General features: G+C 33.9%; 11 protein-coding genes, 1 other RNA gene and 6 pseudogenes. 6 read left to right on the top strand and 12 right to left on the bottom strand.

Annotated elements, in window-relative coordinates; translation table 11 throughout:
• Nucleotides 1–10 precede the first annotated feature (10 nt).
• Complete coding sequence (locus ACQ9BO_RS22040) at nt 11–859, bottom strand: hypothetical protein (protein WP_431242482.1); 849 nt, start codon at nt 857–859, stop codon at nt 11–13.
• A gap of 1,154 nt (nt 860–2,013) precedes the next feature.
• Between ACQ9BO_RS22040 and ACQ9BO_RS22035 the strand changes: the two genes are divergently transcribed.
• Nucleotides 2,014–3,936: a beta-galactosidase gene (locus ACQ9BO_RS22035; RefSeq protein WP_431242481.1), complete on the top strand. Its 1,923-nt coding sequence runs from the start codon at nt 2,014–2,016 to the stop codon at nt 3,934–3,936.
• A 177-nt stretch (nt 3,937–4,113) separates the two neighbouring features.
• Here ACQ9BO_RS22035 and ACQ9BO_RS22030 read toward each other — a convergent pair whose 3' ends face one another.
• The 5 genes and pseudogenes from ACQ9BO_RS22030 to ACQ9BO_RS22010 all read right to left on the bottom strand — a co-directional run bounded on the left by ACQ9BO_RS22030 (nt 4,114) and on the right by ACQ9BO_RS22010 (nt 7,835).
• Nucleotides 4,114–4,323 (bottom strand): hypothetical protein, encoded by a 210-nt coding sequence (locus ACQ9BO_RS22030; protein WP_431242480.1) that lies wholly within the window; start codon nt 4,321–4,323, stop codon nt 4,114–4,116.
• A 2-nt stretch (nt 4,324–4,325) separates the two neighbouring features.
• Nucleotides 4,326–4,808, bottom strand: a complete 483-nt coding sequence (locus ACQ9BO_RS22025) for a hypothetical protein (RefSeq protein WP_431242479.1) — start codon at nt 4,806–4,808, stop codon at nt 4,326–4,328.
• Nucleotides 4,759–5,580, bottom strand: a complete 822-nt coding sequence (locus ACQ9BO_RS22020) for a hypothetical protein (protein ID WP_431242478.1) — start codon at nt 5,578–5,580, stop codon at nt 4,759–4,761. The genes ACQ9BO_RS22025 and ACQ9BO_RS22020 overlap by 50 nt, the downstream gene beginning before the upstream one ends.
• Nucleotides 5,581–6,086: 506 nt before the next feature.
• Nucleotides 6,087–6,484: a transfer-messenger RNA gene (gene ssrA, locus ACQ9BO_RS22015) on the bottom strand.
• Between the two features lie 149 nt (nt 6,485–6,633).
• A pseudogene (locus ACQ9BO_RS22010) lies at nt 6,634–7,835 on the bottom strand (serine hydrolase domain-containing protein).
• Between the two features lie 240 nt (nt 7,836–8,075).
• Between ACQ9BO_RS22010 and ACQ9BO_RS22005 the strand changes: the two are divergent.
• Nucleotides 8,076–9,278, top strand: a pseudogene (locus tag ACQ9BO_RS22005) (NAD(P)-dependent oxidoreductase).
• A gap of 150 nt (nt 9,279–9,428) precedes the next feature.
• Here ACQ9BO_RS22005 and fumC read toward each other — a convergent pair.
• Nucleotides 9,429–10,814, bottom strand: a pseudogene (gene fumC / locus ACQ9BO_RS22000) (class II fumarate hydratase).
• Nucleotides 10,815–10,880: 66 nt separating this feature from the next.
• On the opposite strand from fumC, the gene ACQ9BO_RS21995 reads away from it, so the two are divergent.
• Entirely contained in the window at nt 10,881–11,045 is a 165-nt protein-coding gene (locus ACQ9BO_RS21995; RefSeq protein ID WP_431242477.1) for a hypothetical protein, read from the top strand.
• 575 nt (nt 11,046–11,620) lie between these two features.
• On the opposite strand, the gene ACQ9BO_RS21990 is transcribed toward ACQ9BO_RS21995, so the two are convergent.
• Together ACQ9BO_RS21990 and ACQ9BO_RS21985 are read right to left on the bottom strand one after the other, a co-directional pair.
• A complete protein-coding gene (locus tag ACQ9BO_RS21990; RefSeq protein ID WP_431245187.1) occupies nt 11,621–14,056 on the bottom strand; it encodes a TonB-dependent receptor domain-containing protein in 2,436 nt (811 codons plus the stop codon).
• Nucleotides 14,057–14,174: 118 nt separating this feature from the next.
• Entirely contained in the window at nt 14,175–14,519 is a 345-nt protein-coding gene (locus ACQ9BO_RS21985) for an ArsC/Spx/MgsR family protein (RefSeq protein ID WP_431242476.1), read from the bottom strand.
• A gap of 111 nt (nt 14,520–14,630) precedes the next feature.
• Here ACQ9BO_RS21985 and ACQ9BO_RS21980 point away from each other — a divergent pair.
• Nucleotides 14,631–15,547, top strand: a pseudogene (locus tag ACQ9BO_RS21980) (lysostaphin resistance A-like protein).
• A gap of 21 nt (nt 15,548–15,568) precedes the next feature.
• The gene (locus ACQ9BO_RS21975; RefSeq protein WP_431242475.1) at nt 15,569–16,612 is read left to right on the top strand and encodes an AMP-binding protein; all 1,044 of its coding nucleotides are present in this window, start codon (nt 15,569–15,571) and stop codon (nt 16,610–16,612) included.
• A gap of 93 nt (nt 16,613–16,705) precedes the next feature.
• Here ACQ9BO_RS21975 and ACQ9BO_RS21970 read toward each other — a convergent pair.
• From ACQ9BO_RS21970 to ACQ9BO_RS21960, 3 genes and pseudogenes are all read right to left on the bottom strand, one after another.
• A pseudogene (locus tag ACQ9BO_RS21970) lies at nt 16,706–17,921 on the bottom strand (RsmB/NOP family class I SAM-dependent RNA methyltransferase).
• A 146-nt stretch (nt 17,922–18,067) separates the two neighbouring features.
• Nucleotides 18,068–20,044, bottom strand: a pseudogene (locus ACQ9BO_RS21965) (KUP/HAK/KT family potassium transporter).
• A gap of 133 nt (nt 20,045–20,177) precedes the next feature.
• Entirely contained in the window at nt 20,178–21,437 is a 1,260-nt protein-coding gene (locus ACQ9BO_RS21960; protein WP_431242474.1) for a hypothetical protein, read from the bottom strand.
• A 237-nt stretch (nt 21,438–21,674) separates the two neighbouring features.
• Between ACQ9BO_RS21960 and ACQ9BO_RS21955 the strand changes: the two genes are divergently transcribed.
• Nucleotides 21,675–22,736, top strand: coding sequence for an oxidoreductase (locus ACQ9BO_RS21955; protein WP_431242473.1), 1,062 nt, complete (start codon nt 21,675–21,677; stop codon nt 22,734–22,736).
• The last annotated feature ends 25 nt before the right edge of the window (nt 22,737–22,761 follow it).

The raw sequence follows: 22,761 nt of genomic DNA, 5'->3' as shown, positions 1-22,761 counted from the left end.
TAAAAATCTTCTAATTTTTTTGTTGATTTCCAAAGACTAGAGTTCGTGAAGAAGAATAGTTGGAATATACTCTATGGACATATTCTTTAAATCTAAATGTAAAATCTTTATTCTCTCTATCTTTTTTAGGTATAATTTTGTTTAAAATAGGTGATAGATAAGTATCAATTATACCTTCTAAAAGTGCATTATCTGTCATTGTTAATACCCTAAAGAATTGTTTGAGCAAAGAATCGTGCTCATAGAGATAACGTGTCAAATCAGGAGGGACGATACTTTTTATTTCAATTTTCTCCAGTATCTTATATATTTCATTTTTTTTATCATCATAATTAATGGTTTTCAATGAAGTATATCGTGAAATTAATTCTTCGCAATATTGTTTAATATCTTCTGATTTAAAGTTCTTATTGAAATTACTAATTAATATGATTGAAGTTTCAGCCAGGCCTTTAGATACAGCTAAGTAATAAGTGAAATTATTTAAATTTGATATTAAACTTTTATCATTAACATAATGTAAAACAAACTTTAGAATTTCTTTTAGAACTTCAGGTTTGGTTATATTTTTATTAATTTGTTTACATTGAATTAAACCTACATTCTTGCCATTTTTAGTTAAAATACAATCTCTACCTCTTTCTCCAATGCCTTGCATCAAAGCTATTCCATCAAACTTATCGTTTAAACTTGAATCTTTTGTTTCTATTCTTAATTGAAAAATTTGGTACAACATGATCTCAAAAATTCTATCATCTAAGTCTGTAAATGGAAAAGACTGACCTGTATAAGCGGTAGGTTTAGAAGTAGTAGCTAGAATCTCTGTTATTTCACTATTAGTTACCTGTTTTTTTTTCATGCTATAGATATTGAGGTTTATAAAATTTAAAGTTATGTTTCAAAAATATCAATTAAGTTACATAGCAGTATAAGTAAAAATACCTGTTTGCAGTTAGGTATTGCTTTTGATGGCCAATAAAAATTAATCACTGTTGATGAGCGACCAGTTTAAATGGTATTCTGAAAATAGATAATGAATAATAATGAAAGTAAGGGAATTTTAAGTTGTTAAAAAAAACAGGAAGAAGAAAGTTATTTAGATGGAGGGAAGATGTTTTAATTGAGTGGTTTATATGTTTCACGATAGACGAACATTAGAGTAAAAGAGGCTTAAGGAAAAACAAAAGAATAAATCGGGTGATGGAGATTCAAATGTGCGAAAAAATCAAATCTGTTGAACATTTTTTTAAGTTGTAGTTTTTTAATGTTTTTAATTTATCAGTAAGCTGTTTTTGTTTAAATAATTAGAATAACAGCGTTTTAGAATGTAAAGATGAATGTTTTTGAGAATTAAATAAGAAGGGAAGGTGTTCGATATCTTCCCTTTCTGTAGAGTCACCGAGAATCGAACTCGGGTTCAAACAAGCAACTAAAGAGCTTTCTGCATGCTTATTTCCTGATTGAATTTTCTCTTTCTAATTTAGTTGCATATATAGCCAATAAAGATTTGCTGACGACGAAACTTTGGTTTGATGTAAAATAAATTTTATACGCCTATAGCTTAATATATTGGAAAGTAAAAAGCCTGAAAAACTAAATTTTCAGGCTTTTTGATTTTTTTAATCGTATTTATTTAAGTTTTGTTTTTAATGATGCATAAGATTGCGGCGCAACAGAACTTACAATAAAAAGTATTCCGCAATCCCGCAAGTAAATTGTTCAGCCTAGTTTCTCGACTACATTTTTAATAAAGTAAATTTGCTCTTAATCAAAAATAAGTGTATGTTTAACACTTTAGTTTTGTGTTGTAAATAGAAATATAAATCCAAAAAAAATGAAGCAGATTATAAAAAGAAAAATATTCAAAAAGTCCATGCTAACTTTTTTGATTGCAATGGTTTGTATCGGAGCAAATGCTCAAAAGTTTGATAAGTACTTTCCAAAAAAGATCTGACTACCGTTGGAGTTTATTATTATCCCGAGCATTGGGATGAAAGCCAATGGGATCGAGATTTGAAAAAAATTGCAGAAATGGGTTTTGAGTTTACTCATTTTGCAGAATTTGCTTGGGCACAGTTGGAACCAGAAGAAGGAGTTTATGATTTTAAATGGCTTGATAAAGCAGTTGCAATTGCGACAAAATACAAACTAAAAATTGTGATGTGTACTTCTACAGCTACGCCTCCGGTATGGCTCGTGCGCAAGCATCCTGATGTACTTGTTACGTATGAGGATGGGACCAGAAGTGATCACGGTTCTAGACAACACGCCTCATTTTCGAGCAATTACTATAGAAGTTATGCTTTAAAAATGGTTGAGCAATTAGTAAAAAAATATGGAAATAACAAAAATATCATAGGTTGGCAGATCGACAATGAACCAGCACGCTTTCTGGATTATGGCGCAGACGCACAACAACGTTACCGCAATTGGCTAAAGGAAAAATATCAGAATATCGACACTCTTAATAAAGCTTGGGGCAATAGTTTTTGGAGTGGTATTTATTCTGATTTCAGTCAAATAAATATTCCTTTGCATAAAGAATGGGGAATGAATTTGCATTCACAATTGGATCATTACAGATTTGCTGATGAGGAAACTGCAACTTTTCTGGATTCTCAAGCCGCAGTCATTCGCAAATATGTAAGCAAGGATCAATGGATTACTTCTAACTACAGACCTGCTTATGATGAGAGTTTTATTGGTATGAGCAGAGAATTTGATTTTGATTGCTACACTCGTTATATGGTTTATGGCGGAAGTTTAGGGATAGGAAAAAATGGATATCGTTTGGGAGATTACGCCGCTATCGGAATGGCTAATGATTTTTTCAGACCGCTTAAAGGAATGTATGGTTGTATGGAATTACAGCCGGGGCAAGTAAACTGGGGAAGTATTAATCCACAACCTTTGCCAGGCAGTGTTCGAATGTGGCTGTGGCATGTTTTTGCAGGAGGCAGTAAATTCGAATGTACGTATCGTTTCCGTGCTCCTTTGTATGGTTATGAACAGTATCACTATGGTATCGTTGGTACAGATGGCGTAACGCCAACACCGGGCGGACTGGAATTCAGCCAATTTATAAAAGAAATAGAAACACTTCGAAAAAACTATAACGCAAAGGCAGAATTACCAGACTACTATCTAAAACGCAAAACCGGAATTTTGTTCAATCCAGATAATGTGATGGGGATTGACTTAAATAAGCAAACCAAAGAATGGAATACGATTAATCACTTTTTAAAATATTATAAAGCTTCAAAGTCAATTGGTGCGCCAGTTGATTTTGTCAGAGATACAACAGATTTTTCAAGATATCCGTTTTTGATCGTGCCGGCATATCAAATGATTGACCAAAAAATGATCGATAAATTAACCTTGTATGCAAAAAATGGAGGAAATTTAATCATGAGTTGCCGATCTGGAATCCAAAACCGCCAAGGACATCTTTGGGAGGCAAAATTTTATGAGCCTATTTGGAGTTTGATAGGATCTCAAATAGAATCCTATGATTTATTAATGCCTCATTCCCCTGGTGCTATTAAATTTGAAAATCAAGAATTTGGGTGGACAAGTTGGGGCGATTTATTAAAACCAGATAAAGTAACAGAAATCTGGGCAACTTATCAAGGTGATTTTTATGCAGGTACAGCATCTGTCGTTTCGCATAAATTAGGAAAAGGAACCGTGACATACGTTGGTACAGATTCGAAAAATGGCGACTTAGAAAAACAAGTAATCAGAAAATTATACAAACAGCAAAACACACCTATAGAAGATTATCCAGAAGGTGTAATGGTCGATTATCGCGACGGTTTCGGAATAGCAGTTAATTATTCTGATAAGCCTTATAACTTTAATTTGCCAAAAGATGCAAAAATTATCTTTGGAACTCAGTCTATAAAAACGGCTGATGTTTTGGTGTGGAAATATTGATGAGAAAATTTTTAAAAGTAAGTAAAAAGCCTGATGAAAATGTTGAATTTTTGTCAGGCTTTTTGATTTATGATATTTCAGGATGAGACAGTTTATTAGGTCTTTTGGTAGTGTCGTAGATTTTAAAGCAATACTTAAATAGATAAAAAAACTTATTTTCTATAAATAGATTATTGTTTAAAGTCTGATATTTAATTCATTGGTTAAAGAGCTAATGCTTGTCCCGAGATTTTTTACAGATTTATCAAAACCAAATTGTGCTCCTCTATTGAAAACATCGATTATACTATCCAAATCTTTTTCATTTGCATTTTCATCAGAAATAGTTTTATCATCTCTTAAAGCAATAAATCCAGCTCCGATTGCAGTATGTAATATAAAATCCAAGTTTACCCAAGGTTGATAGTATTTGTCGTCTTTTTTCTAATTTCTTCCGGATTATCAGGTTTCCAAATGTTCAATTTATAAGCCAGATTTGGATTTATGGGTTCAAGAGCTTCAATTAAAAAATCTCTGGCAAATGACGGGCTATATTTTTCAGATAGAATTTCTTCTGCCAAAGCTCCAATACTGTTTAAATCTGCAATTGAAATATTTTCTCTTTTTTCAAGTGGGTAATTCAAACTTGCTTCTATAAGTTGTGAATCTTTTAAAAGGTAGTACCATATATATCTTCTCAGACATATAAATGCTTTGTTTTTGGTAATCCAAAGCGCAATATTCATATAATATTGTCTAATAACTTTAAAATCGGCCGTGGTTAAACCAGATTGTAAACCGGGTCTGTCATCTCCGTTGAAATAAGATTCGGAACCATTTAGATTAACATTTACAAAATGATGCCAGGTTGAATCGACTACAATGCGGCCCACTTTTGCCAAACGGCCATCCCATACAGCAATAGAAGAAAAGGAATGTGGAATAGTTAGCGATTTTCCGCCACCTCCAGTAGTGCTTGCCTCCTAAAACATGAGATGTTGCAATATTTTGAGTAGCAACCGTGATCCCATTAACTGTAAATGATGTTTCAGGCTTGCATTCACCTTCATGCGGGTGATCTGGCATAATATCTATCAATCCAGATGGTCTGATACTTTTTTTGATGGATAGTAAAGGATGTGGAAGGCCTGTGCCAAATATTCTTACGGAAATATTTTGAGGAATGTTGTCTGATTGGTTATCAAAATACAGAGAAGTTGCATCACCTGCTTTTGGTCGGTTTGTGTCATTTCTGCGTGGTTGGGTCATGCCTACTTCATTTGCTCCGAAATCAGCCCAATGTCTCATGTCTTTTACTCTTGGAATATTACTGCACAGAGCTGAACCTAAAGTCCCATGATCACCTGTGGCAAATAATCCGCCACCATTATTCATATAAGCTTCAACTGCGGCTAATTCATCAGTTGGTAAACCTGATCCTGAATCGATACCAAATAACCACACTTGGTCAAAATTATTAAGCGTTACACTTGAAGCAAAATTAAAATTTGGAATAGTCGCTACAACCAATGGATTAGGATTCGAGAAGGGGGTAGATCTTTTTTGACCAAGTGTTATTTGGTAATTATACCAGGTGGTTCTTTGCAGTTCATTAAAAGTGGTTAAAAATTCAGATAATCCAAATGCTCCTGTACCAAAATCCAAACCATCTGTTACAACTAAAACTTTTAGATTACAGCGTTTCCAAAGCCATCGTCCAGGAAAAAAGGTTTCAGGATTTCCGGGCGAATTATATCTATTTTACTGAGTAATCTTAAACGCTCATCTCGATCAAGAAGATGTATGTTTTTGAATTGTTCTTCTAAAGTTTCCATTTTATTAGTAATAAAATTACGTCTACTCTTTCTTGGATTTTCGACTTACTCCGAATTAAATTCTGGCCATGAATTGTACAGCTAAATTAAAAGTCCGGAACAATTGAAACAAGGGTATATTTCCCCAAGTTGTAGGAGGTTTTTTACTGAATTTGATTTTTTTAAAGGAGTGAAATTGAAGATTTTAACAAGTAATGAATGTTGTAACTAAATTTTGAATTCAAGTTTAAAACTAATTTTGAAGCTTGTCGATAGTAGGTTATCTGCTGATCTTCTTTTGATTGATATTGGGAATTAAATGAAAAAAGGGAAGATATGTTAAATATCTTCCCTTTTCTGTGGAGTCGCCGGGAATCGAACCCGGGTCCAAACAAGCAACTAAAGAGCTTTCTACACGCTTATTTCCTGATTGGATTTTCGATGTTGAGCTAGGCCAGAAACAACCACCCAACACTTATCTTCTTAATTTTCGAAATCTACCCGAAGCTCATAGAAATCTAGGTTTATTTTTACGGTTCCCCTGAACGGAACGCCACAAACCAAGGCTTTCCAGGAGAATCCAGCTTCCCTACCTTGTAGAGACGTGGCGCAATCGTACTATGATTCGGATTAAGCGGCTAAAGCGTAATTATTTTCGCCGTGTAAAAGTTCGAGATCTTATATTTACGAGCAAGGTCTCAATGCTCGACGTGCTTACTGTTCAATTCGACTTGCTGTCAAAACCAGTCGACCCCAAAAAATAAGTCTGCAAATTTATACTATTTGAAATTACTTTCACTTAAAATTTTCAGAAAAATTTGTAAGTCAGAAATGCCAAAGTCAACATTGGCAAATGTTTTTAAGACTTTACAACTTTTGACTTTCGACTTTATGACTATTAGTTTTACTCTTCGTCTTTGAAATTAAATGGATAATCGCCAAAAATAGGAGCTAGTTTGCGAACCGCATAAGTATTTCTAGTCATTTTGTTTGATAGCGCAATTATGGTCACATTTTCTTTCATCAAAGTAATGTAAGATGAAGTATTTCCGTGCCACCAACCATTATGGAAATAAAAATTCTGTCCTGTTTCCCAATTAATCATTCTGATTCCAAGACCGTAGTTTTTAGTTCCTTTGCGTTCGTTGCTGTAACCTGTATAAACTTGTTTTAACAAAGCTGGTTTTAAAAAGTCTGGCGATTGTCTGGCGCGGTCAAATTTTAAAAGATCTCGGACAGTTGAAAAAACATTTTTGTCTCCGTAAACATTATCCAAATAGTCGAAACCAATTTCTGCTCCATTTCCTTTATATGAAGGAACGATTTTTTTCTGTCTTTGTCATCATCAAAAACATACGTATGCGTCATTCCAAGCGGTTTGAAAATCATTTCAGACATTGCTTCTTTGTATTTTAAACCCGTGATTTTTTCGATAATAAGCGCCAGCATTGCATAATTGGTGTTGCAATAGCCAAAACGAGTTCCGGTTTTTGCTTCAAGACCAATGTCTTTTGTTGCCAAAATATCAAGAATATCTTTGTTTGTCAATTGATTATGTCGGTCCCAAACCGATTTATCATGATCTGTGAAATAAGCGTAATTACGCATTCCGGTGCGATGGCTCAAAAGCATTCGAACTGTACAATCTTCGTAGGGAAAGGTTTTTAAAATCGTATTGACTTTTTGGTCCAAATCAAGTTTTCCAGCATTAACTAATTTTAAAACCGCAGTGGCAGTCAAAACTTTGCTTACCGATGCAATTTGTACAGGAGTTTCGGCAGTGATTTTTGTGCCTTCGTTTTTGTTGGCGTAGCCATTATATCTTTCAAAAATAATTTGCCCGTTTCTTGCTACCAAGAAACTTCCATTCATACTGTTATTTGGCCAATTTTTATTATAAAAGTGATTAATTCTACCTTGTACGGAATTTATATATGCTTGTGAAAGTCTTTTTTCTGGCCCTAATGGCTTCATCTTCGGCATGGTATCTTCAACTACTGAAGCTGGATCAATACTCGTCTTTTTATCATTGCCACATGAACTTAAAACTAAAATTAGGAAAAGTATTTGTGGTATCTTTGTCATTTTAAGGAAACTCATTTTCATCATTCTTTAAAAACAAATATATAGAATTCAATATTTATGTTTTTGAAATTTTGGCAACTCAAAAAGGTTGTGTTAACATAATTTTAACTAAAATTTTAGTTAGTCGATTGTTATTCAGCGTTCAACGGTTTTTAAATATTCTAAATTGTAATTTTTGAACAAAACTTTAACGAAATTTGTTATATTTGAAACAAATACGATGTAAAAAGTTATATTATTAAAAGCTTTAAACTTATATAAATGAAATTTGGAATTATAAAAGAAAGAAAAAACCCACCAGATCGCCGTGTAGTATTTGCTCCAGATGCATTAGCAAAATTGAAACAACAGTATCATGATGCTGTAGTAGAAGTGGAGAGTTCAGATATAAGGATTTTTTCGGATCTTCAATATAAAAGTATGGGTATAACCGTAACGGATGATGTTTCTGACTGCGATGTCTTATTTGGAGTAAAAGAGGTTCCTGTTGAAAATTTAATTCCAAACAAAGCCTATTTCTTTTTTCACATACGATAAAAAAACAACCTCATAACCGAAAATTACTTCAAGCGATTTTGGAAAAGAAAATAGATTTGTATGATCATGAAACCATTGTAAATGAGCATGACCATCGTTTGATTGGTTTCGGAAAATACGCTGGAATGGTTGGTGTTTACAACGGAATTAGAGCTTTCGGAATCAAATTTGAATTGTTCAAGCTTCCAAAAGCGGAAACACTTTCAGGAAAGGAGGATTTGATCAAGCATTTAAAACGCATTACAATGCCAGCTTTGAAATTTGTTGTTACAGGAACTGGAAAGGTTGGGAGCGGGGCAAAAGAAATTTTGGACGCTATAAAAGTTAAAGAAATTACGATTGACAATTATTTGACTAAAAAATATGCACAAGCGGTTTATGTGCAATTGGATGTTTTAGAATACAACAAAAGAAAAGACGGGCAAGTTTTGGATTTTGTAGATTTTGTTACTCATCCAGAAGAATATGAATCAGATTTTGAAAGATTTACGAAAGTGTCTGATATTTATTTTGCGGGGCATTTTCATGCCAATAATGCTCCAATGATTTTGACGAAAGAAATGCTGAACGCAAGCGATTGTAAATTGAAAGTTGTAGCTGATATTTCATGCGATGTAAATGGACCAATTGCCTGTACAGTTCGTTCCTCAACAATCGCAGAACCTTTATATGGTTATTTTCCTTTAGAAGATAGAGAAGTAGATTTCTTTCATCCAGTCTGCGGTTGCAGTAATGGCGGTTGATAATTTGCCTTGCGAAATCCCGAAAGATGCAAGCGAAGGTTTTGGAGAACAATTTATGGAACATGTAATTCCGGCTTTCTTCAACGGAGATAAAGACGGAATTCTAAAACGCGCCAAAATCACCGAAAACGGAAAACTGACGGAGCGATTTAGTTATTTACAGGATTACGTCGACGGAAAATAAGTTATGAGTTATGAGTTAGGAATTATGAGTTCCTACTTTTAATAAAAATCAAAAAGGTAAAAGCGTAAGTTGCTTTTACCTTTTTGATTTAAAAGATTTAGATTTAGAAAGTTGACTCATAACTCATAATTCCTAATTCATAATTTAAAATTATACCATCTCTTCCGGTTTTACCCAAGCATCAAAATCTTCGGCTGAAACATAGCCTAAACGAACAGCTTCTTCTTTTAAAGTTGTTCCATTTTTGTGGGCTGTTTGAGCAATTTCAGCGACTTTGTAGTAACCGATTTTGGTGTTTAAAGCCGTAACCAACATTAATGAATTATCTACCAATTCTTTAATGCGTTTATAATTTGGTTCAATTCCCTGCGCGCAATGTTCGTCAAATGATACACAGGCATCACCTAACAATCTAGCCGATTGTAAAAAGTTGGTCGCCATAACAGGTTTAAAAACATTTAATTCATAATGCCCTTGCATACCGCCAACGGCAATTGCCATGTCATTTCCAATAACTTGAGCGCAAACCATTGTCAAAGCTTCGCATTGTGTTGGGTTTACTTTTCCTGGCATTATTGATGATCCTGGTTCGTTTTCAGGAATATGAATTTCGCCAATTCCAGAGCGTGGACCTGAGGCCAGCATTCTCACATCATTTGCTATTTTATTTAATGAAATGGCCAATTGTTTTAATGCTCCATGTGTTTCTACGATTGCGTCATGCGCGACCAAAGCTTCAAATTTGTTTTCTGCTGTTACAAAAGGATGATTGGTGAATTTTGCAATATATTCAGCTACTTTTACGTCGTAGCCTTTTGGAGTATTTAATCCTGTTCCGACAGCGGTTCCGCCTAAAGCGATTTCAGATAAATGTGCTAAAGTATTTTTTAAAGCTTTTAACCCGAATGCCAATTGAGCAACGATAGCCAGAAATTTCTTGTCCGAGTGTCAAGGGTGTCGCATCCATTAAGTGTGTACGGCCAATTTTAACGACATATTTAAATTCGGTTGCTTTTTTTACTAAAGTTGCGTGCAGTTTTTCAACTCCTGGAATAGTGGTTTCTACTACCATCTTGTAAGCGGCAATATGCATTCCGGTTGGAAAAGTATCATTTGACGATTGTGATTTGTTTACATCGTCATTTGCTTTTATGAATTGTTCACCTTCACCAATTTCGAAACCTTTCAAAACTTGCGCACGGTTGGCAATTACTTCATTGACATTCATATTGCTTTGTGTTCCAGAGCCCGTTTGCCAAATTACCAACGGAAACTGATCGTCTAATTGTCCTGCCAATATTTCGTCGCAAACTGTAGCAATGGCGTCTCTTTTTTCAATTGGCAAAACGCCTAAGTCGTAATTGGCATAAGTCACGCTTTTTTAAGATAGGCAAAACCTTCAATGATTTCTTTTGGCATTGAGGCTGGGTTTCCTATTTTAAAATTGTTTCGGGAACGTTCTGTTTGGGCACCCCAATATTTATCGGCTGGGACTTGAACTTCGCCCATGGTGTCTTTTTCTATTCTGTATTTCATTATGTTGTTTGTAAAAAGTTATCTGCAAAATGTGAGTTATAATCTGTTGCGGTAAATGGAACGCGGATGACGCTGATTTACTTCGTAAAAACGCTGATTGAAACGGATTTTATTTTAATGCTTGAAATTTCTCTTAAAAACGGATTTCCTAGCCCTGATGGAAGCGGCATCCTTTTTATTTTTTCTTTAAAAATAAAAAGATACAGCGGACAGCAGGTTTCAGCTCCTTAAAATACTCATATTCTTCTTATTTAGTGAGTTGAATATTATTTGGAAAAATCCCTTATTTAAAATGAGTATAAATATACGTATAAATGTTATTTAACGAAAATTGATTTAGATTTTATTGCCAAGGACGAATTTATACGCTACATTTGTCGTAACATTCAAAAATTCCGGAAAACATGTTTGAATTTTCACAGTACTTAGGCTTTTTACTTTTCTTAACCATACTAACTATAGGGTTTTGGTTAATGTTTTTCTTGGTTGGTTTCGTATCTTACTGGGTTACGGGTGCTAGCTGGGAAATGTTCAAAGAAAAGAGAGCTAAAAGAAGACAAGAAGAACAATCAATTTAATTATAAATTGATTTCATAAAAAAGGACCACAATTGTGAGTCCTTTTTTTTTTTTGTTCCAAAAAAAAGGAAATTCCAAATTCAATTGCAGTATTAAACCCGACAGGTTTTTAAAACCTGTCGGGTTTCTGTATAAATTAATATTCATTAAAAAAAATCCAAATTCCAGTTTTAAACTTGGAATTTGGATTTTTATCCCGAGGCTTCGGGATTGGAATTTAACTATTTGTTATCCGGGAAAGTCTCCTCCGCCATCGCCTTCTCTTGGTGCTTGATTTTTGTCTCTTTCACCTTTAGGTTTGTTGAAACGGTATGTAAACGATAAATTGAATTGGCGTTTACGGAACTGCATTTCGCTATAAGCTGTTTGGCTTTCAAGTGTTGTAGAATTTTGAAGATATGTATATGATCTCATAATTCTTGAATTGAAAATGTCACTGATATTGAATGCAATAGTTGCTTTGTCTTTTAAAACATCTTTACTGAATGCTGTGTTCATACCAAACATGTCTAGGTTTTTTCCTTGAGCTGTTTTTTGTGAACCATTGTAGTTTGCGCTCAATTGCCAATCGATTTTGTATGGCAAAGTCAATTTTGAGTTGATTCTAGCAAACCAAGTGTTGGCTTGATTGTCAAGATTTTGCACTACTGTGTTACCATTGAAATCAACATAAGTATTTTCTCCAGTTGTTTTTACGTTGTAAAAGTTGAAGTTACTGTTGATTCTCCAGATTTTAAATGGTGTATAATTTAATGTGAATTCAAAACCAAATTTTTGCTCTTTTCCAAGGTTGATTGGACGGTTTAGAATAACTGGAATACCGTTTACTACATTTCCGTTTGGTGTACGAACAAAACTGAAAACATCTTTTGTATCTTCAAAATAAGCAGAAGTATTGAACGTTAATTTATCCCAACGTTTGATGTATCCGATATCATATTTGTCAGTCAATGATGGATCTAGATCAGGATTTCCTTGGAAAATATTGATATTACTTGAATAGTTTACCGCTGGGTTCATGAAACGTCCTCTAGGTCTCGTTAAACGCTTGCTGTAACTAGCAGATAAACTACTTTGATCTGAAAATTCATAACTGATAAATGCACTTGGGAACAAGTTGTTGTATTTTTTAGTATTGAAATCATTTGTCTCCAATAAGTTCACATGAATATTTGTATCCTCCCAACGAAGTCCAAATAAGTAAGAGAATTTATTTACTTTGAAACCATATTGTGTATAAAGAGCATTGATGTTTTCTTTGTATTCTAACGTATTTGACAGATTTGGATCTTTTAATCCATTTTCATCCGTTACAAAATATTCGTTGTTCAAATCTCCAAAACTTCCTTTGTAACCAGCCTCAAACTGACTTCCTTTTCCTAATGGCAAAACATAATCGGCTTGAAACAATACTTGCTTTTGAACCTGATTATTTAATGTCGTATTGTAGTTTGGAGATGCAGTAATGGTACTGTTGCTGTCGTCATCGTTTTTTGAAATCGATAGATCGGCAGTAAGTTTGTGACCTTTATCGTTGAAGTTTTTGATCAAATTCGAAGTATATTCCACGTTTTGGCTTCCAGTGTCTCCATTGTTTAAACGGAAAGAAGTTCCGGTGAAAGCGTGAGCAAGATCATAATTGTAATAATTGATCAAGTCTCTTGTATCGCCTGAATTTTTTTGATAGTTAATAGCATTTGTCCAATACGTGTTTGGTGCTACAGTCCATTCGATTCCAGCTCTTCCATTAAAACCGTCAGATTCTCTTTTTGTATCACGATCTTCATCAAGGAAACCTTTTGGAGTTCCATCAGCGTTCAAATATTCAGTATTAGTTAAACCAGCACCTTCATTTGTTCTGTGATTGTATCCTAAAGTTGTGAAGTAATTTAATTTTTCAGTTTTGTAGTTCAAATTACCACTTAATCCGTACGTTTCAGGAATACCAGTTGAAGCGATAAAAGTTCCGTTGAAACCTTGATTTTTTCCTTTTTTAAGAATGATATTAATTAATCCAGATCCACCCTCAGCATCATAACGCGCAGATGGATTGGTGATAACTTCTACTTTGTCAATCGCATCAGCTGGAAGTTGGCGTAAAGCTTCGGCAATATTAATAGCGTTTGAAGGACGTCCGTCAATCAAAATTCTGATATTGTCGCTTCCTCTCAAACTCACATTTCCTTCAGTATCAACAGAAACAGATGGTACATTGTCAAGAACGTCGCTTACAGTTCCTCCTTTTACCATCATATCTTGACCAACACTGTAAACTTTTTTATCTAGTTTTATTTCTACAGTCGATTTTTCTGCACGAACCACAACTTCATTCAATTGTGTCGCATCTTCTGATAAATTTACAACGCCTAAATTAGTATCACCAGAAATGTTTTTTCCTTTGATTTCAGTTGATTTAAACGAAATGAATTCTACTTTGATATCATAAGTTCCAGGTGCTACAGCAACTTCAAATTCACCTTTTGGGTTAGTGATTCCACCGGCAACAACTTTAGTGTCATTTGGTGCCATAAGTGAGATTGTAGCGTATTCAAGTGGTTGTTTGCTAACTTTTTCGAAAACTTTTCCAGTAACTTTTACCTTGTTTTTACCAGGAGGTGCCTGTTGTGCATAGTTGTAAAAACTTGCAAAAAAAGAACAAGCAATACAGCAAATTTGATTTTTTTCATTGTTATTTTTGGTTTCATTTGCTCTTTAGACACCAAATATGGCTCCAGGTTTAAAGAGGAAATCACAAAAAAATGTTAATTTGACTAATTTGTAATTAATCTAAAAAGTTGGCTACTAAATCAAGATCTCTACCAATGATGGCTTTACCGTCTTTAACGACAATTGGACGTTCTATCAAAATTGGATTTTCGATCATTGCTAGGATAATTTCATCATTGCTCAGATTTTTTCCTTTATAATTTTCAATCCAAATTTTTTCTTTAACACGCACTAATTGAATAGGTTCCAAGTTTAGTTTTTTAAGCAATTCTTTTAACTCATCAAAGTTTGGTGTTTCAGTCAAATAAGGAATAATTTCAAATTCTTGTTTTGACTGATCGATAAAAGCTAAACAGCTTCTTGATTTTCCGCAACGAGGATTATGGTAAATTTGTATCATTTTGTTATATTTAAATATTGTAAGATAGTTAACGCAAAAAATAGGTATTTTCGCAGTGCCAAAAGTACTACTTACTTATTAAACTGAATTCTCATTTTAAAATTATATTGCATGTTTTTAGAACAAGGAATTAAACCTTATAATAAATTTTATCTGTATCTGATCGGGTCAGTTATTATCATAGCCGCTTCGTTTGTTGGTCAAATTCCGCTCTCTGTAGCAGTTCTTTATTCTAGTTTTAAAAATAAAACAGAAATTCCAACACAAGAAGATGCAGTTTTGAAAGTATTCGAGCCAAACTTGACTTTGTTTTTGGTCATGATTTCTTTTGTTTTTGCATTTGCTGGGGTTTATTTTGTTGTAAAATATCTCCATAAACAGACACTTTTGTCGGTCACAACATCAAGAAAAAAATAGATTGGAATCGTATTTTGTTTTCATTTATTGTGTGGGCTATTTTTTCGGGTTTGAGTTTTTGGGCTGTCTATTTAAAAGATCCTGAGAAATTTATATGGAATTTTAAATTAGTTCCATTTTTGATTTTGGTCGTAATAGCAACGTTGCTGATTCCGATCCAAACTAGTACCGAGGAATATGTTTTTAGAGGTTATTTGATGCAGGGTTTTGCGAATTTGGCTAAAAATCGATGGTTTCCCTTAATGATGACTTCTCTTATTTTTGGATTAATGCATATTTTTAATCCCGAAGTAGCAAAAATGGGATACATCATTATGTTTTATTACATCGGAACAGGTTTGTTTTTAGGTATTATTACACTAATGGATGAAGGAATAGAATTAGCTCTTGGTTTTCATGCCGCAAATAATTTGACTGGCGCTTTGCTAGTAACATCTGATTGGACTGTTTTTCAGACGCATTCCATTTTCAAAGATATGTCTGAACCTTCGGCAGGACTTGATGTGATACTGCCTGTGGTAATTGTTTATCCGATACTGTTGCTTATTTTCAGCAAAAAGTATAAATGGACAAATTGGAAAGAGAAATTGACTGGTAACATAAATATTTAAGAATCTTTTAATTTTATAATCATGACGCAGTTAACACATAAGAATGTACATAATTATTTTAAAATCAACGGATATCATTTAAATGCGAAAGATTTATGCCGTGTTGGATACAGCTTTATAAAAGAAGGTGATATTTATGAGCGAGCAATAGGCGAATTTCTTTTAGACTGGTTTGATAATAAAGATTATATCGAAATGACTACTTCTGGAACTACTGGGCTTCCTAAATTAGTCAGATTAGAAAAACAAGCAATGATCCAGTCGGCTTTGGCAACGGGCGATTTTTTTGGTTTGGAGCCAGGTGATCGAGCTTTATTGTGTTTGCCAACGCAATTTATTGCTGGAAAAATGATGCTTGTGAGAAGTTTGATTTTGGGTCTTGATATTGATGTGAAAGCACCAAGCACAGAACCTTTGGCTTTTAATTCTGAAAAATATGATTTTGTCGCAATGGTTCCGTCGCAGGTTCAAAATTCAATTGATAAACTGAAAAATGTAAAAAAGCTAATTATTGGTGGCGCCAAAATCGATTCGGCTCTTGAAGCGCAATTATTGGAATTGAAAGGTGAGATATATGAGACTTATGGAATGACCGAAACTATTACGCACATTGTCGCCAAAAAAGTGGGAGAAAGTACTTTTTCAATTTTGCCAAATGTGAGAATTGAAAAAGATGACCGTGGTTGTCTGGTAATTTATGTTTCATCTATTTCTGATGAGCCAATTGTTACTAATGATTTGGTTGAATTGATAAATGACCAACAATTCGTTTTTTTAGGAAGAATCGATAATGTGATCAATAGTGGAGGAGTGAAGCTGATTCCTGAACAGATTGAAGCGAAATTGGTTGGAAAAATTCCAAATCGATTTTTTGTAACCGGAGTTCCCGATTCTGTTTTAGGTGAAAAACTGATTTTGGTAATCGAAGGTGAAAAACAAGAATTTGCTACTGATTTTTTTGATGTTTTAGGAAAATTCGAGAAACCAAAAGAAATTGTTTTTGTTCCGAAATTTAAGGAAAATGAAAACGGAAAGTTGCTAAGAAAACCATCGTTACAATCGTAAAAACTTCAATAAAAAAAATCCCAAATCCCAATAAATACGGTTGGAATTTGGGATTTTTTTATTGATTAATTCCGGCAATTGGAATTTAACTTTTTATTTTTTACGTTCTAAAAGTGCCATATAAAATCCGTCAAAACCAGACTCAGAAGCCAACATTTTTCTGTCTTCAATAAATTTGAATTGTTGTCCGATTTCAGTTTTTAGAAATTTCTCAACTTGCTCTTGATTTTCAGAAGGCAAAACAGAACAAGTAGCATAAACTAATTTTCCGCCTGGTTTTACAATTTTAGAATAGCTTTCTAAAACCTCGCTCTGCACTTTACGAATGTTGTCGATAAATTCAGGTTGCAATTTCCATTTAGAGTCTGGATTTCTTTTCAAAACTCCAAGTCCGCTACATGGTGCATCGATCAAAACGCGATCCGCTTTTTCGTGCAATTTTTTGATCACTTTCGTGCTGTCGATAATTCGGTATTCAATATTAAAAGCGCCATTTCTTTTTGCTCTTAATTTTAATTGCTTCAATTTGCTTTCATACAAATCCATTGCAATTAATTGCCCTTTATTATTCATTAACGAAGCCATATGCAATGTTTTTCCACCTGCTCCAGCGCATGTGTCAACAACACGCATTCCTGGTTGAACATCTAAGAAACCAGCAACTAATTGTGAATTGGCATCCTGAACTTCAAACAAACCTTCCTTAAAAGCATCTGTCAAGAACACATTTGCTCTTTCTTTTAAAACTAAAGCTTCCGGCTGATCTTTTAAATACTCGGTTTCGATATTTAAATCCATCAGAGTGTTTCTTAAACTTTCTTTAGTTCCTTTAAGTGTATTGGTTCTTAAAATAACTTTAGCCGGTTGGTTTTGAGCAAGCAATTTCTTTTGCCCATACTTTTTCGCCTAATTCTTTCACGCCTAATTCATCCATCCAATCCGGAATAGATTCTTTTAAAGCTCTAATTTTTGAAAGTTCGTCAAAACGGCCTTTTATTTTTCTTTCAGGAGTTCCTTCTAATTGTCTCCAATCTGGAATTGGATAGCCTCTTAAAACTGCCCAAACCGCAAACATTCTCCATAAGTTATCTCTGTCGTAAGGTTCTTTTACTTCGGCAATTTCTGCGTACAGACGTTTCCAGCGAACAATTTCGTATATGGTTTCAGCAACAAACTTCCTGTCAGAACTTCCCCAACGTTTGTCTTTTTTTAATGCTCTAGCAACCACTTTATCTGCATATTCTCCTTCGTTGAAAATAGCATTTAAAGAATCGATGGTAGTATAAACTAAATTTCTGTGTAATCTCATTTCTATAATTTGAATTGCAAAGGTACTATTAATTGATTGAAAGTTAAATTTTTAATTCAGATTGTGCATTTGACTTTCATTTGAAAAGAAAAAACACTCTGATAAAGTTTTAAAAGAGTGTTTTTTTTGAAATATTTTATAAACAGTTAGTTTTTTATAATTCGGGTCAAACCAATGTTTTCTGGAGCATGAAGCACCATCGGGAATTTCTCAATTTTAACCGAACTGCTGTCTAATCCAAATGCTCTTTCTTCAGATAAACTCAGTTTTTTGATGAAGAAATAAGAGTTCATGATAATATTTTCGTGCCATCTTAAATCGTTGTCGTTTGATAGGAATTTTTCAGACAATACAAATTTGAAGTCTCCAATGATATTGTTTTTATTAAGAGATTCATAACGACTGGTAATATCCACTTCGCCACGTTTCACCATGTCACGAATAACTTCCCTAAACATTAAATTGATTTTTGTTGGCTCTCTAAATCCTAAATTAAAGTCAATTCTGTAAATGTCGTCTTTAGCGATTTCAGTTACCTTATATTCTGTTTTATAAGGTTCAGAAAGTACATTTACGTGTACGAACCAATAAATGTCAGCTCTTTTTGGACGTTTTTGCAAAATCGAATAAATTACTTTTTCCTCCAACTCATCTGTACGATTTGCATTTGTCATGTAAACCAAATGCGTTGCGTATTTTGGAATAGATAAATCCCTGCTCAATTCAACTAATACCTTTTTGTAATCGTCGATTTTGATAACTTTAGTGTAGTTTTTATTGATTTTCTTAGCCAAATACCAAATTGTCATAATTGAAATCAAAAGCATCGCAATGATTAAAGTAACATAACCACCTTCTGCAAATTTGGTGATATTAGCAAATAAGAAACTAAATTCAATCAATAAATAAATTGTGATCAACGGAACCATGAAATACAATTTTACACGTTTCATGATCAAGTAATAATTCAGCAAAATTGTAGTCATGATCATGCATAGAATAATGGCAAGACCATAGGCGTGCTCCATATTTCCTGATTTTTCAAAGTGCAATACAATTCCAATACAACCAAAAAGCAATAACCAGTTGATTGACGGAATGTACAATTGTCCTTTAACTTCAGTTGGATATTTGATTTTTACTTTTGGCCAGAAATTCAAACGCATTGCTTCGTTGATCAAAGTAAACGAACCACTGATAAGCGCTTGAGATGCAATCACCGCCGCTAAAGTTGCTACCACAATTCCGAATGGAAGAAACCAATGAGGCATGATCAAGTAAAATGGGTTTCCATTTTCGCCACCTAATTGTTGCAACGTACTTCCTTCATGATGAATTAGATATGCCGCTTGACCAAAATAGTTTAATACTAATGTTGCTTTAACAAAAATCCAGCTTATTCTGATGTTTTTTCTTCCGCAGTGCCCCATATCTGAGTACAAAGCCTCAGCTCCTGTTGTACAAAGGAATACGAAACCAAGAACAAAAAATCCGTCAGGATGAATTGATAATAAATGATAAGCGTAATAAGGATTTATCGCTTTGATTACTTCTGGATGATAAAAAATTTGAATTGCTCCCAAAGTCCCAAGCATTGCAAACCAGATCAACATCATTGGTGCGAAAAATTTACCAACCAATTTTGTCCCAAATTGCTGAATGGTAAACAAAATAACTAAGATTGTTATTACAATATAGATAATGGTTTGGGTTTCCATTGTAGGGTAGAAAGCCCTGATTCCTTCAACTGCTGATGAAATTGAAATGGGTGGTGTAATGATTCCGTCGGCTAGCAAGGCACTACCTCCAATAATGGCGGGCACAATGAGCCATTGGATTTTTGTTTTTTTACTAATGCATAAAGGGCAAAAATTCCACCTTCACCATGATTGTCAGCACTTAAAGTTATAAGTACATACTTTATTGTAGTTTGCGGCTGTTAAAGTCCAAAAGACACAGGAAATACCTCCTAAAACAATATCCGAATTAATAGCATATTCACCAAGAATGGCTTTCATTACATACAACGGAGAAGTACCAATATCTCCATAAATGATTCCTAATGTGATCAATAGACCACCAATAGACAACTTACTGTGTAAGTTTTTATGCGCCGCGCTCATGTTATTTTTATAAAAGACGGTTGCAAATTTACTGTTTTAAAACAAATTAGCGACAATTATAAATAAAAAGATAAAAAAAAGCACAATCGGTAAATTGTGCTCTGTTTTTTTATTTAGAAATGTGATTTTGATATTAGCCTCTTCTGCCGCCGCCTCCACGTGATCCGCTTTCTCTTTGTGGCTGTCCGCCTCTAGATTCCTGGCTTACTCTTGGTGCTTCAGAGCGTTGTGCATTTTGTGGTCTTGAACTATAAGATCTGTTTTCAGAATTTCCTCTGTTTTCAGAATAATTTCTTGAAGGCTCGCTTCTTTGTACAGAAACAGGTCTGTCGCTGTTTGAATTATTCATAGAGCTTCTTCTGTTTTCAGAATAACTTCTAGGTGCATCATTGTTTTGTGAAGCGGTTCTATCAGTATAATTTCTGTTGTCTGAATTATTTCTACTGTAATCTGGTCTTGACGGAGTCGCAACAGGAGCATTATTTTCTCTATTACTCATTGTAGGACGACTTGAGTTGTTGTAATTTCTGTCTGTATTTCTATCAGAACCATAACTTCTGTTAGATACTCTATTTTCTCTATATTGAGGTCTTCCGGCACTAGATCTTACTGGATTGTTGCTGTTTTGAGATGCAGTATAAGGTCTGCTAGTCACTCTTCTTTGGTCCAATTCATATCTGTTGTTCACATTGCTGTGTCTTTCAGCAAAACTATAATTTGGTCTCATTCTTTCATAGCCATAAGTGCGTCTTGATGCATAAATAGCTGGTGCAACATAGCTTCTTCTGTAATTTACATAGTTGTAGCTGTAGTTTGCGTTGATGCAAATATTTACGTTGTTTCTATATCTGTAAACTGGATAAGGTCTCCATGCTGTATAATATGTTGGATAGTAACCCCAGTACCAAGTTGAACAATAAGGTCTGTAGTTTGTAACCCAAAATGAACTATAGATTACCGGAACAACATTATAAACAGGCTCGTAAATATAGTTTGCGCCATACAAATAACTGTTTCCAACTACCTGAACGCTAACTTTGTTGTAATTGTCTCTTTCTACGTCAATTGTTGCAACGTCTTGATAAACATCGCGGTCTAAAACAGCTTGAATAATTACAACGTGAGTTCTGTTTTCTACAGATTCAATTACACGTAAATAATCAACTTGATCGTCGCCATTTAAGTCAAGATTTGATATTTGATATTTTGGGTCATTCAATCTTCTTTCAAAATCTTGAAGATTTGCTGATTCCCCAAACATCGAAGCAACCGCTCTTAAATCTAAGTTATCGCTGATGTCTGAATTTTTTGCATAAACAGTCGCTTGGTTTTGTGCAGAACAAGAACTAAATCCGATAGTTAAAAATGCTAGTATAAGTAGGTGCGCTTTCATGGCAAATAATATTAAAAAAATTAGTTGTTAGGGAATATCCAATTACTGTGCCAAAAAAATAATTTTATATTCTGTATTGTTTAAGTTGTTGAGTATTAGTCATTTGTGTTTTGTTGGTTTGTTTTTAATTTTAATTCTGTAAAAAAGGCTGTTAAAAAGATTATTATCAAAAAAAACAAAAGCTATTTTAGATGTTATAAATAATTGTATTTTAGCAACAACTAAATCTTAACCTACATGAGAAAATTAATATTATTTTTTAGCTTATTTGTTTTATTGGTATCCTTTAAAGCATTGAAAAATAATGATAAAGCTCCAGTTGCAGGAGGCTTTGTTTCAATGCAGACTGAAGTTTTATTTCAGGATAAAATTAGTATTCGAGCCATTGCAATTGATAATAATAAAATATGGTATGGTGCCGATAATTCGCGTTTTGGCTGTTTTGATTTAGATAAAAGAGAAAAATTTGAAGATCATATTTATCGCGATACACTTAATTTAGAATTTAGAAGCATTGCACAAAACTCAAAAAGTGTTTTTTTATTAAGTGTTGCAAATCCTGCATTGTTGTATCAAATTGATAAAAAGACTAGAAAAGTAAAATTAGTCTATAAAGAAGTTAACTCAAAAGTATTTTACGACAGTATGCAGTTCTGGAATGAAAAAGAAGGAATCGCGATTGGAGATCCGACAGAAGATACTTTTTCAATGATTGTTACTCGTGATGGAGGTGAAACTTGGACAAAACTGCTTTCTGATAAGTTGCCAACTAATACACAAGGCGAAGCGGCTTTTGCGACGAGCAACACAAATATCATAATTAAAGGAAATGATACGTGGTTGGTTTCTGGTGGAAAAAAATCTCGTGTTTTCTATTCTCCAGATAAAGCAAAAACTTGGAAAGTTGTTGATACGCCTATTATTCAAGGAAAAGAAATGACGGGTATTTTCACTGCTGATTTTTATGATGCAAAACACGGATTTGCGGCAGGAGGTGATTATGAGTTTCCTGAAAAAAACTCAGACAATAAGATTTGTACTAAAGACGGTGGAAAAACTTGGGAATTGATTGGTCAGAATCAAGGTTTTGGATATGCTTCATGTGTGCAGTATGTTCCAGGAAGTAATGCAAGAGAGCTTGTTTGTGTAGGCGCTTCTGGTATTCAATACTCACAGGATGGTGGCGCAACTTGGAAACAACTTTCAGATGATTCTAAGCTTTTCACAATTAGATTTGTCAATAAGAATACAGCAATTGTCGCTGGCTACAATAAATTAATCCGAATTACTTTTATATAAAGAATTCAAAATTCCTTAAAAATAA

This window comes from Flavobacterium sp. P21, assembly GCF_050632225.1.
Classification (GTDB): Bacteria; Bacteroidota; Bacteroidia; order Flavobacteriales; family Flavobacteriaceae; genus Flavobacterium.
This window is presented reverse-complemented; position numbering and strand designations above follow the sequence as displayed.

Coding starts and splice junctions, on each gene's coding strand:
- ACQ9BO_RS22040 (WP_431242482.1), bottom strand. CDS start 859: ATGAAAAAAAAACAGGTAACTAATAGTGAAATAACAGAGATTCTAGCT.
- ACQ9BO_RS21960 (WP_431242474.1), bottom strand. CDS start 21,437: ATGAAAGCGCACCTACTTATACTAGCATTTTTAACTATCGGATTTAGT.
- ACQ9BO_RS21995 (WP_431242477.1), top strand. CDS start 10,881: ATGACGCTGATTTACTTCGTAAAAACGCTGATTGAAACGGATTTTATT.
- ACQ9BO_RS21975 (WP_431242475.1), top strand. CDS start 15,569: ATGACGCAGTTAACACATAAGAATGTACATAATTATTTTAAAATCAAC.
- ACQ9BO_RS21955 (WP_431242473.1), top strand. CDS start 21,675: ATGAGAAAATTAATATTATTTTTTAGCTTATTTGTTTTATTGGTATCC.
- ACQ9BO_RS21985 (WP_431242476.1), bottom strand. CDS start 14,519: ATGATACAAATTTACCATAATCCTCGTTGCGGAAAATCAAGAAGCTGT.